General features: G+C 49.9%; 9 protein-coding genes. All 9 read right to left on the reverse strand.

The genetic code is table 11. The annotated features are described in order from the left end of the window. Nucleotides 1-26: 26 nt before the first annotated feature. Nucleotides 27-3,278: a fused isobutyryl-CoA mutase/GTPase IcmF gene (icmF, locus tag FO446_RS26825; RefSeq protein ID WP_232773911.1), complete on the reverse strand. Its 3,252-nt coding sequence runs from the start codon at nucleotides 3,276-3,278 to the stop codon at nucleotides 27-29. Nucleotides 3,279-3,399: 121 nt separating this feature from the next. Next, on the reverse strand, nucleotides 3,400-4,032 hold the full coding sequence (locus FO446_RS26830; protein ID WP_007725542.1) for a TetR/AcrR family transcriptional regulator: 633 nt from the start codon (nucleotides 4,030-4,032) through the stop codon (nucleotides 3,400-3,402). Between the two features lie 170 nt (nucleotides 4,033-4,202). Then, nucleotides 4,203-5,345, reverse strand: coding sequence for an acyl-CoA dehydrogenase (locus FO446_RS26835; RefSeq protein WP_173610440.1), 1,143 nt, complete (start codon nucleotides 5,343-5,345; stop codon nucleotides 4,203-4,205). A gap of 35 nt (nucleotides 5,346-5,380) precedes the next feature. Next, complete coding sequence (locus FO446_RS26840) at nucleotides 5,381-6,523, reverse strand: acyl-CoA dehydrogenase (RefSeq protein WP_173610439.1); 1,143 nt, start codon at nucleotides 6,521-6,523, stop codon at nucleotides 5,381-5,383. Nucleotides 6,524-6,553: 30 nt separating this feature from the next. Then, nucleotides 6,554-7,405 carry a 3-hydroxybutyryl-CoA dehydrogenase gene (locus FO446_RS26845; RefSeq protein WP_173610438.1) on the reverse strand — a complete coding sequence of 284 codons (852 nt, stop codon included), beginning with the start codon at nucleotides 7,403-7,405 and terminating at the stop codon, nucleotides 6,554-6,556. A 15-nt stretch (nucleotides 7,406-7,420) separates the two neighbouring features. Beyond that, nucleotides 7,421-8,599, reverse strand: a complete 1,179-nt coding sequence (locus tag FO446_RS26850; protein ID WP_173610437.1) for an acetyl-CoA C-acetyltransferase — start codon at nucleotides 8,597-8,599, stop codon at nucleotides 7,421-7,423. A gap of 161 nt (nucleotides 8,600-8,760) precedes the next feature. Beyond that, a complete protein-coding gene (locus FO446_RS26855; RefSeq protein WP_232773910.1) occupies nucleotides 8,761-9,870 on the reverse strand; it encodes a hypothetical protein in 1,110 nt (369 codons plus the stop codon). Beyond that, entirely contained in the window at nucleotides 9,867-10,406 is a 540-nt protein-coding gene (locus tag FO446_RS26860) for a sigma-70 family RNA polymerase sigma factor (RefSeq protein ID WP_237899543.1), read from the reverse strand. Before FO446_RS26860 ends, FO446_RS26855 begins: the two co-directional genes overlap by 4 nt. 115 nt (nucleotides 10,407-10,521) lie before the next feature. Next, nucleotides 10,522-12,597 carry a heterodisulfide reductase-related iron-sulfur binding cluster gene (locus FO446_RS26865; RefSeq protein ID WP_237899544.1) on the reverse strand — a complete coding sequence of 692 codons (2,076 nt, stop codon included), beginning with the start codon at nucleotides 12,595-12,597 and terminating at the stop codon, nucleotides 10,522-10,524. Between the last annotated feature and the right edge of the window lie 148 nt (nucleotides 12,598-12,745).

A 12,745-nucleotide genomic window follows, 5' to 3' on the forward strand; every position in this document is an offset into this window, starting at 1 on the left:
CGGCAATCGTTACCGAGGGATTTGTCTTACATATTTCTGCGGTATTGGCCACCCACTTCATACAGGGCAGCACTGATTTGTCCAAGCGATGCTACTTTTACCGTCTCCATCAGCTCGGCAAAGATGTTCTCTCCCGCCATAGCCACTTCCTGCAGGCGCCGGAGTGCAGCCGCAGAAACATCCTTGTGGCGCTCCTGGAACGCACGGAGATTTATGATTTGCTGTTCTTTTTCCTCTTCGGTCGCGCGAGCCAATTCAATCTCGTAATCGTCCTCGGATGCATTCGGGTTAATGAACGTGTTCACCCCAATAATTGGCAGTTCACCCGTATGCTTTTTCATTTCGTAATACATGGACTCGTCTTGAATTTTGCCGCGCTGGTATTGAGTCTCCATTGCCCCCAGCACGCCTCCGCGAGAACTGATCCGCTCGAACTCTTGCATAACTGCCTCTTCTACCAGATCTGTCAGCTCATCGATGATGAATGCCCCTTGAAGCGGGTTCTCGTTTTTGGCGAGTCCCATTTCCTTGTTGATGATCATCTGAATCGCCATCGCCCGTCGCACAGAGTTCTCAGTCGGGGTTGTAATCGCTTCGTCGTATGCATTCGTATGGAGAGAATTACAGTTGTCGTATATCGCAATCAAGGCCTGCAAGGTCGTTCTGATGTCGTTGAAATCCATCTCCTGCGCGTGCAAGGAACGGCCGGACGTCTGAATGTGGTACTTCAGCTTTTGACTGCGGTCATTTGCACCATAACGATTTTTCATCACAGTTGCCCAAATCCGGCGAGCCACACGTCCAATCACGGTGTATTCCGGATCGAGACCATTGGAGAAGAAGAAGGACAGGTTCGGCGCAAAGTCATCGATGTTCATCCCACGGCTCAAATAATACTCGACATAAGTAAATCCGTTAGAGAGCGTAAACGCAAGCTGCGTAATCGGATTCGCCCCCGCCTCCGCAATATGATAGCCGGAAATGGACACGGAGTAGTAGTTCCGCACTTTATGGTCGATAAAATACTGCTGGATATCCCCCATCATCCGCAAGGCAAATTCTGTCGAGAAGATACACGTGTTTTGCCCTTGATCCTCTTTCAAAATATCTGCCTGAACGGTTCCGCGAACAGTCGACAGCGTGTACGCTCTGATTTGCTTCGCTTCCTCTTCGGTAGGCTGACGCCCTTCTTTTTGAACAAAGGCATCCAACTGCTGCTCAATCGCCGTATTCATGAACATGGCCAAAATCATTGGAGCAGGACCGTTGATTGTCATGGACACAGAGGTGCTAGGTGCACAAAGATCAAAGCCGGCGTACAGCTTTTTCATGTCATCCAAAGTACAAATGCTAACCCCACTCGTACCGATTTTCCCGTAAATATCCGGGCGGTAGTCAGGGTCCTCTCCATACAACGTAACCGAGTCAAAAGCAGTACTGAGTCGCTTCGCTTCATCATTTTGAGACAGGAAGTGAAAGCGTCTGTTCGTCCGCTCTGGAGTACCTTCGCCTGCAAATTGTCGCTTGGGGTCTTCTCCCTCGCGTTTAAACGGAAATACTCCTGCAGTATACGGGAATTCCCCCGGGACATTTTCTTTTAACGACCACTTTAAAATTTCGCCCCAATCCTCGTAATCAGGGACGGCTACTTTTGAAATGCGTGTACCCGACAAAGATACGCTGAACAGCTTGGTAACCAATTCCTTGTCGCGAATTTTCGTGACGAATTGATCCTTCCGATAGGCCTCCTTGAGCTTGGGCCAATTTTCCAGGATACGTCGGCACTCCGGATGCAGCTTTTCTTCAAAGAGAACGATTTGTTTATCAAGTACCGCAACCAGCTCGGAAGCCGCAGAATCTCCCGAGGCCAGAATTGTTTCCTTCGCACCCTGCAACTGAAAAAGCTTGCGTGCAATCGCTGACTGTTCTTCTGTATAGGCACGATATTGACGAACGGTGTTGGCAATGTCTTGCAAATAATTGATTCTCTCTGTCGGAATCAACGAAGTTTTATGAATCTTTACGGGAGTCGTATCCAAATGCTCTACAGACCAGTCAACGCCAGTCTTTTCTACAATCCGATGCATCAGGGCAGCAAACAACACATTTGTTCCCGGGTCGTTAAACTGGCTCGCAATCGTACCATACACAGGAACCTTCTCATCCGGCAGCTCAAAAAGCTGATGATTGCGTCGATATTGCTTGCGAACCTCGCGAAGAGCGTCCTCTGAGCCTTTGCGCTCAAATTTGTTGATCGCGATCACATCAGCGAAGTCGAGCATATCAATCTTTTCCAGCTGAGATGGCGCCCCGAATTCACTGGTCATGACATACATGGAGACGTCGCACACTTCTGTGACCTGCGCATCCCCCTGACCAATCCCGCTCGTTTCCACAATGATCAGATCAAAATGGGCAGAGCGCGTTACTTGAATCGCGTCTTTTAATGCAGCAGACAGCTCCATGCCTGATTTGCGAGTAGCGAGACTGCGCATATAAACGCGGGGTGTCGAGTTGGCATTCATGCGGATGCGGTCACCAAGTAACGCTCCACCTGATTTTTGCTTGGATGGATCGACAGACAAGATTGCAACCGTCTTCTCGGGATAAACGCGAATAAATCGACGAACAAGCTCATCGGTTAATGAGCTTTTTCCTGCTCCACCCGTACCTGTAATCCCTAATACCGGTATGGTTGAATCGGCTTCCACTAAACTTTCACGGAGAGGCTCTGTCCATTCGGGCTGGTCCACTGCATACTCCGCAACGGAAATAAGCCGGGCAATCGCCTGATGGTTTTGCTCGCGCAAGCCTGCTACTTCTTCCTCCAGCTGCTTGACGGTTGGGAAGTCGCTGCGTCTGATCATGTCGTTGATCATGCCCTGCAAGCCCAATCGTCTGCCGTCATCTGGCGAGTAAATCTTACAGACTCCGTACTCTTCCAATTCCCGAATCTCGCGTGGAACGATAACGCCACCACCGCCGCCAAAAACACGGATATGCTCTGCTCCCCGCTCGCGTAATAGATCAATTACGTATTTGAAATACTCCACATGACCGCCTTGGTACGAACTGATGGCAATCCCTTGCACATCCTCCTGGACAGCGGCTGTTACAATATCGTCAACAGAGCGGTTATGTCCGAGATGGATAACCTCTACTCCCGACGATTGTAAAATACGGCGCATGATATTAATCGAGGCGTCGTGACCATCATACAGACTGGCTGCGGTCACAAAGCGAACCTTGTTTTGCGGACGATACACTTCCGTTTCCATCGTTCCACTCTCCTTTTTATACGTTTAAAAAGGCGGAAAAACAGGGCCAAGCAGATCAAGGCGCGGTAGACGCGAAGTATGCTTGGCACCCTATGTTTCCCAGACTTTTTAAACTCTTTTCTTAATCGGAGACACTGATTTCGCGAAGCAACAGGGCAATTTGCTTCTCTGTGTACTCCTCAATGGTATAGTGCTTTTTCAATGCCCAGCGGCGGAAGACCCACATTTCGCCCAAAACCATGATATTGTCCGCCATTAGCTTGACGTTCTTTTCGTCAATGCGCAACGAACCATCGGCAATCCCTTTTTCCAGGATTTCGACGAAAATATGCGAAATGGCTTCTTCACGGCCCAATACGTAGCGGAGTGTTTCTTTTGGCAATGATTTGGCTTCCTGATAAATAAGCAACACGCGGTCGCTCATCTGATCCATCACGCGGATCAGACTTTTTAGTGCTACCTTTAATGTTTTCAAGCCAGTTCCGTTGAAGTTGATCGCTTCACGCAAGCGCGTCTCCATCTCCGCATGAATGGCATCGCAAACAAGATAAAGCACGTCTTCTTTTGACTCGATATACTCGTACAACGTACCAATACTAAATCCAGACGCCCGGGCAATCTCCCTTGTCGTCGTTTTATGAAAACCTTTATTAATGAAGAGATGAACGGCAGCCTCAATAATCTGCTCTCGTCTTCTCTCGATCAGTTTTGGGTCCTTTACCAGGGACGGTATCGTTTTTCTCTTGTCAGACACTCCAAAATCCACCTTTCCAACCGACTGAGCGTTTGGTCAGACGCCTCATAGAAAAGAAGGCGCAAACACTCTACTTTTGTATCATCGCAGATCATTATACGCGAGTAAGAGCACAAAGCCAAACTTTTCTTTTCTATGTGTGTAATCGTGTTGGAAGACGGGACAGCTTCCTACTCTTTTAGAAGGAAATTGCTGATCACGACACGTTGGATTTCATTTGTTCCTTCATAGATTTGTGTAATTTTGGCATCACGCATGAAGCGCTCCACAGGATACTCCCGCGTGTAGCCGTAACCTCCGAAAACTTGAACAGCCTCGGTTGTCACTTCCATCGCTGTATCCCCTGCAAATACTTTGGACATCGCAGATGCTTTGCCATATGGTAGACCTTGATCCTCCAGCCACGCTGCTTGGTAAGTGAGCAAACGGGATGCCTCGATCTTGGTTGCCATGTCTGCCAGTTTGAACTGGATTGCCTGCAAGGAAGCGATTGGTTTGCCGAACTGACTGCGTTCTTTGGCATAATTCCGTGCATGCTCGTACGCACCTTGTGCAATTCCCAATGCTTGAGCAGCGATACCGTTTCTTCCACCGTCCAACGTCATCATCGCGATCTTGAAGCCTTGGCCTTCTTCGCCCAGTCTATTTTCTACCGGCACGCGTACATCTTCAAAGTTGACCGCAAGTGTTGGCGAGGAACGGATGCCCAGCTTTTTCTCCTTTTTCCCCATCGTGAAGCCATCCACGCCTTTTTCAACGATGAAAGCCGTGATGCCCTTATGCTTCAGCTCTGGTTGAGTGACCGCGAATACGATGTAGATTTCGGCTTCGCCTGCATTGGTAATGAAGATTTTGGTGCCATTTAAAATGTAGTGATCGCCATCACGTACGGCTGTCGTGCGCATTCCAGCAGAATCGGACCCAGATCCCGCCTCGGTCAAACAGTACGCGCCCATCTTCTTACCTTCTGCCAATGGACGCAAAAACTTTTGCTTTTGCTCCTCTGTCCCGAATTTGTAAATCGGCCAGCTCGCCAAGGAGACATGGGCAGACAGTGTCACCCCAATAGAGGCATCCACACGGGAGAGTTCTTCGACTGCAATAACGTAGCTCAGGTAATCTGCACCTGCTCCGCCGTATTGTTCGGGCCAAGGAATACCTGTCAGTCCAAGCTCAGCCATTTGTTCAAAAATGGAACGATCAAAGCACTCTTCTTCGTCGCGCTCGGCTGCTGTCGGAGCTACTTGATTCTCTGCAAAGTCGCGAATCATCTTGCGCATCATGTCATGTTCTTCCGTCAGTTGGAAATTCATATGGCTCACTCCCCCATGTGCTTTTCATTTTTCTATCAATCAGCAAGCAAATGCTTGGCGATAACAATTCGCTGAATTTCGTTGGTGCCCTCATAGATTTGCGTTACTTTCGCATCCCGGAATAGTCGCTCAACCGGATATTCTCTGGTGTAGCCATAGCCGCCAAAGATTTGTACTGCTTCTGTGGCGAGCTCCATCGCAGAGTCTGTGGCAAAGCGTTTTGCCATCGAGGCTTCCATTCCACAAGCAATTCCTTGACTGCGCAGCCACGCCGCTCGGTATACCAGCAATCGGGCTACTTCTGCTTTTGTCGCCATGTCAGCCAGCTTGAAAGCGATGGCTTGCTGCTTGGCAATCGATTGTCCGAACTGCTTGCGTTCCCGCGCGTACTCTGTCGCGTATTGGACTGCGGCCTCGCAAATACCAAGGGCTTGTGCAGCAATCCCGATTCTACCAGAATCCAGATTCGCCATCGCGATACAGAAGCCTTCCCCTTCCTGTCCAAGCAGGTTGGCAGCCGGTACACGGGCATTGTCGAATATGAGCTCTGTCGTATAGGAACCGTGAAGTCCCATCTTCTTTTCCTTTTTCCCAACCGTGAAGCCCGGGGTATCCTTGTCTACGATAAAGGCCGATATTCCCTTGGGTCCTTTTGTCGAGTCAGTAACGGCAAAGGCGATATACGTATCAGCCTCCCCGCCGTTTGTGATGAACACCTTGTTTCCGTTCAGGATGTATTCATCGCCTTTTTTCACGGCTGTGGTTCGGATACTGCTCGCATCAGAACCTGCATGCGGCTCAGTCAAGGCAAAAGCTCCGAGGTATTCCCCACTCGCAAGCTTGGTCACGTATTTGCGTTTTTGCTCCTCGGTACCGAAGTAGAGAATCGGATTCGTCCCGACGGAGGTATGCACGGACAAAATGACACCTACTGTCGCACTCACCTTGGAAATCTCGTGAATGGCCAAAATGTAGGAAATAAAGTCCGCTCCCGCTCCTCCCCACTCTTCGGCGATTGGAATGCCCATGAGCCCCATTTCGCCCATCTTTTTGAGGATCTGACGTGGAAACTGGTCCGTCTCCTCCATCACCGGGACGAATGGTGCGATCTCTTTCTGGGCAAAGTCTCGCACCATGCGGCGCATCATCTCTTGCTCTTCGTTCAATCGGAAATCCATGTCCGTCCTACCTTTCTGCGAAATCTTCGGCTAGCTGTACACGTAGAAACCACGACCGGATTTTTTGCCTAGCCATCCTGCTTTTACGTACTTGCGCAGCAATGGGCATGGGCGGTATTTCGAATCACCGAACCCTTCGTGCAGTACTTCCATAATGTAGAGGCAAGTATCCAGCCCGATGAAATCAGCCAGTTGAAGCGGTCCCATCGGATGGTTCATGCCCAGCTTCATCACTTCATCGATCGCTTCCGGTGTTGCAACTCCTTCGTACACGCAATAAATCGCTTCATTCAACATTGGCATCAGTACCCGATTGGACACAAAACCTGGGAAATCGTTGACGCTCACGGGTACCTTGCTCATTTGTTTGGACAAATCTTCTGTCAGCTGATAGACCTCATCGGACGTTTGCAGCCCACGGATGATCTCAACCAGCTTCATCACTGGAACGGGGTTCATAAAATGCATCCCGATTACTCTTTCCGGCCGCTTTGTAACTGCCGCAATCTCAGTAATCGGCAGCGAGGATGTATTGCTCGCGAGCACCGTATGCGGCGGACATACTTCATCCAGCTTGGAAAAGATTTGCGTTTTGACCGCCATGTTTTCTGTCACCGCTTCTACCACAAAATCTGCTTCAGACGCATCTGCCAGATCAGTAGACAGTGTCAAACGGCCGAGAATCGCTTCCTTATCTGCTTCGCTGAGCTTGCCTTTTTCCACGTTGCGCGACAAGTTTTTCGTAATCGTGGCCAGACCGCGCTCTACAAATGCTTGCTGGACATCGTTCAGAAAAACGCGAAAGCCAGCCTGCGCCGCTACTTGGGCAATCCCGCTGCCCATTTGTCCTGCCCCGATGACCATAATCGTTTGTACGTTCATGTAAAAAGGCCTCCCTTACTCTACTTTAATCAAGATGGCGTCACCCTGTGCGGCACCACTGCAAATGGCCGCGATCCCTAAGCCGCCGCCTCGTCTTTTTAATTCATAAGCAAGGTGCATAATGATCCGAGCCCCACTCGCGCCAATCGGGTGTCCGAACGCAATCGCTCCCCCGTTTACATTCACTTTCTCTGCGTCCCAGCCAACGATTTTGCCACTTGTCAAAATCACCGCGGCAAACGCTTCGTTTACCTCAAATAGATCGATCTCCGAAAGCGAGACACCTGTCTTTTCCAAGAGCTTGTTGATCGCAAGCCCCGGAGTTGTCGCGATATAAGGAGCTTCTGCGCCGACTGCGGCGTGCCCCAGTATCGTCGCAAGCGGCTTGATGCCCAGCTGTTGTGCTTTCGCGTCTGACATCAGCACCATTGCTGCCGCCCCGTCGTTGATTCCTGGTGCATTGCCTGCCGTGATTGTTCCGTCCTTTTTGTACACGGGTGGCAGCTTCGCCAATCCTTCCTCGGTGGTATCCGGACGTGGTCCTTCATCGACGGTTACTTGCAGCGGATCCCCTTTTCTTTGCGGAATGGAAACCGAGACAAGCTCGTCGGCAAAAAGTCCTTTTTCCATCGCTTGTGCGGCTCTCTGCTGGCTGCGCAGCGCCCACGCATCCTGCTCTTCTCGCGTAATCCCGTTCTCTTCCGCCACATTGCTGCCGTGAACAGCCATCGCCACTTGATGAAACGGGCAAGTGAGGCCGTCGTACATCATGAGATCGCGAACGGTCGAATCTCCCATCCGCATTCCGTTACGTGCATCTGGCAGTGCATACGGTGCGTTGCTCATGCTCTCCATGCCGCCAGCGACGATGATTTCTCCGTCTCCGGCCCGAATGATCTGGTCCCCCATCGTCACTGCACGCATCCCGGACGCGCATACTTTGTTGATCGTCTCACTCGCTACATTCCACGGCAAACCAGCTTTGCGAGCTGCCTGGCGTGAGGGCACCTGACCCGCACCTGCCTGCAAGACCATACCCATGATCACTTCGTCCACCTGATCGCCGGAAATACCAGCGCGCTCTACCGCTTCCTTGATCACAATGGAGCCGAGCTCTACTGCCGATAGCGCTTTCAAAGAGCCACCAAACTTACCAAAAGGGGTACGCGCTGCCCCTGCAATGACCGTTTTCATCGAATGCCCTCCATTCGGATGATGTTTCACATCAATAAAAACTAAATTGATCGAGCGTTCGTTCATTTTACATACTTTTATTTTGCCGTCTTCCGTACGAATAGTCAATCTATAATGAAAAAAAGAACAGCCTGACTTTTGTGAAAGCCAGGCTGTTGCTGCTATTGTCGTGCCATCCAGCTTAGTTTCCAGATGCCTTGTTTGTTTTTCTGCATTTTATATCCAACCTTATCCCTGTTGTCCTTGAAGGTCACCCATACAACCGCTTCCTTGTCAGACGTTTGTTCAAGCGTTAAGTCATTTGCCAACTCTCGCATCGTTTTCAACTGCTTCCAGCTATTTCGTGCTCCAACCGGATCTTTTTTCATATCTTCCAAATATTGCTCCAGTGTTGGCTTCTCGAATCCATCGTCCTCGATATGCAAAGCGTACTGCATTTCGAGCTGACCCTCTTGCTGTGCTTGCACATACAGCTTCCATACATCGATTGGAGATAATCCACGCAAAAGCTCATCTTTTTTCTCATACATGTAATTGTAATAACGATCCTGTTCCTCTGTCTTTAAATCGAATATGGACGGAGGAGCAGGTGTCTCGGCACCATCTTGAACGATTTCTTCTTGGACAGTTCCGTTGCTATTCAGCTTGAAAAAATAGACGTCTTTGCCTTGGACATAGCTCACGGAATACCAATGAAGCTTTTTATCCTTCCATCCAACTAACATCTCCAAGCCCACGTCTCTTTTTAGTAGAGCCTCTGTCTCGATCATTGTCCAGTCTTTTCGCTGATATCCTTCTTTTGCGAGAATCGAATAGCCCCAGTACTCTTCTGTGCCATCGTCCCCGCTTCCGCCATAATCGTCTACAACTTTGTAAGGGATCGAAATCTTTTCTTTCATTTGTTCTTGTGTCATCCCAACACGCAAGACATCGATGATCTCATCTACCGTTTCCATAATCACCTGATCATCAGAGGCCGGGTGAGCTTTTGGATCGGGCTTTTGATGGGTACCTGGCTCGGCAGACGTTTCCTTCGGCGTATGTGTACTCGTCGTGCTTTCCTTCTGCAGTAGATAAGGGGTAAGCACGATGACAAGCGCGACCGCAACAAGCGCTGCGCTTACGGGGTAGATGAAACGAAACCTTTTCTTGCCTTTCTTCTCGATATTCATGCGAATCCTCTCCTCCAAGCCAGTCGTATCGTCCATTCCGCGCAACAGTGTCCGGTCAGCCGTTTCCTTGAATTCCGCCAGCAATTTATCCAGATTCATTCGATCCCCTCCTTTTCCAGGAGCGCTTTGAGCTTCTGGCGTGCGCGGTGCATTTTCGTATAAATGGCTCCTGCGGACGTGTCCAAAATGACCGCGATCTCCTCTACGGACAACTCCTCGTAGTAGTGAAGGACAATCAATTGACGATAGCTATGCGGCAGCTTCATCACGAGATGGGCAAAACGGGCGCGAAGGTCATTTTGCAAAACAGACGACTCTGCTCCCTCGACTACCTCTATGTCCACTTCCGGCTTGAAAAACAGGTGACGAAACGACCACGAGCGCAGATGTTTTTTCGCTTCGTTGACGGCGATTCGGTACACCCATGTTTGCATCGAGCTCTCTTGGCGGAATTTCCCCAAGTTTTTGTAAGCTAACAGGAACACTTCCTGGGTAATATCCTCAGCAAGACTACGGTCCTTGACCATTAAATACACGAGTCGCAGCACCTTTTTTAAATAGTGCCGGATTAATTGATCAAATAATGCTTCTTTTGTTTTTGTTAAACTTTTCTCTGCAAGCTCCAGCTTCCTCACTCCCTTCCCACTCCTTTAGATTCAGCTGGCTCCTTTATCTTACAGTTTTTTGCAAAAAAATAATGCGCAAGCCTCGTCGCTTTGATTAGCACCGAGACTTGCGCATGGTATGAACCTAGATGGCGTCTGCGAGAATTTCCGCGACGTCGCGTGTTTTAACGTGGTCTTCCTGCTCTTTGGTCTTGATTCCGTCGTTCATCATCGTCAGGCAGTATGGGCATGCACTCGCGATTTCCGTCGGGTTGACCTCCAGAGCTTGCTCCGTACGTGTGACATTGACACGAGAGCCTTCATGTTCCTCCATCCACATCAAGCCGCCGCCCGCTCCGCAGCACATGCTGTCGCAGCCGCTGCGCTTCATTTCGACTACCTCTACGCCAGGAATGGCTTCGAGGATCACTCGTGGCTTGTCGTAAATTTCGTTGTAGCGACCCAAGTAGCAGGAATCGTGGTAGGTGATGCGCTCTTTGACTTCCTTGGTTGGCTTCAATTTGCCTTCCTTCACCCACTCCGCCAACAGCTCAGAGTGGTGGTACACCTCTGCCTTCAACCCAAACTCCGGATATTCGTTCTTGAACGTATTGAACGCATGCGGATCGCAGGTGACGATTTTTTTGACTTCATAGGCTTCAAACAAGGCGATATTTTCTTGAGCGAGCTGCTGGAACAAGAATTCATTACCAATGCGGCGGGCCGTATCGCCAGAGTTCTTTTCCTCGTTGCCCAGAATGGCGAACTTCACGCCTGCTTCATGCATGAGCTTCACAAATGCCTGCGAAATTTTTTGGCTGCGCAAGTCAAACGATCCCATCGAGCCTACCCAGAACAAGTACTCGAATTCCTCGACCTGCTTCACAGTTGGCACCTCGTACTCACCATTCAGACCTTCAATCCATTTCGTCCGGTCTTTGCGGTTGATTCCCCACGGGTTGCCCTGACGCTCGATATTGTTCAAGGCGCGCTGCGCTTCTGCTGGCATGCTTCCTTCTGTCATAACCAAATAGCGGCGCATATCGATGATTTTATCGACATGCTCGTTCATTACCGGGCATTGGTCTTCACAGTTGCGACAGGTCGTACACGCCCATAGCTCCTGCTCGGTAATGACATCGCCGATCAAGCTTTTCTCATAGACCGCGGTTGCTCCTTCCGCTGTCGCCGCTACTTCAGATGCTTGGAACGCAATCTGATTGGCAGTCGTCTGCGAAAAAGCGAAGCTCGGCATCCATGGCGTACGCGACGTCACCGACGCACCTTTTTCCGTCAAATGGTCGCGCATTTTCGTAATCAGATCCATCGGGGAGAGCATTTTTCCCGTTCCAGAGGCCGGGCACATATTCGTGCAGCGACCGCACTCCACACAAGCGTACAGGTCGATGAGCTGCGTTTGTGTAAAATCCTCGATTTTGCCGACACCGAATTCTTCCTGCGTCTCGTCCTCGAAATTAATGCTCGTCAGCTTGCCTGGCGGGTCCAGCTTCTTGAACCACACGTTGACTGGCGCAAACAGCAGATGCGCGTGCTTGGACTGCGGCACATATACCGCGAAGCCGAGCAAGATGATCAGATGCAGCCACCAGAAAACGTAAAAGCCTACCACTGCACCCGTTGTCCCTACCCCAATCGCAGAGAGAGCCATCGCGAAAACAGAAGAGATCGGAGCGAACGCCGATGGCTCATGTCCGAGCCAAATTTGTTCAAAAGCGAGCGAGAGCAATACAGTCGCCATCAGGGAGGAAATCAGCAAGAGAACAATCCCTGACTTGAAGCCGCGCTTCAGACGCTTGAGCTTTTCGATATAGCGGCGGTAAAAAGCGTAGCCGACTGCAGCCAAAATGAGAAACGTGGTGATCTCCTGCATGACAGAGAAATATTTGTGAGCGCTGCCAAAAGGAAGCTCGTAGCCTTTCGAAAGCCCTTTGATAATCAGCTCGATGGCCCCGAATTGCAAGGTGATAAAACCGTAAAACATCACAACGTGCATCACGCCGCTCTTTTTGTCCTTTAGCAGCTTCTTGTGGAAAATGACGTTGTCGAGCATCAGATTGATGCGTGCCCCAAAGTCATTTTTCACATCCGGCTTTTTCCCCAGCCTGATAAACAAGTATCTGCTGTACACGACATGCCCAGCTAAATACAGCCCGTAAGCAAGAACCAGGAAAAAGGCGATCAAATTAATGAGTGCCAGCATGTTTTCTACTCCCCTCTATTGCGAGTTTGTCTTTGGACGTGGAAATCGTTTTTTCTATCTTATCAGAATCATGGAAATAAATGAATGAGTATTCAGTCAGTGTGTTTATTTTTTTGAAAAATGAAACGATACTGAGCGACCGCTCATA

It is taken from the genome of Brevibacillus brevis (assembly GCF_022026395.1).
In the GTDB taxonomy this organism is placed as follows: Bacteria; Bacillota; Bacilli; order Brevibacillales; family Brevibacillaceae; genus Brevibacillus.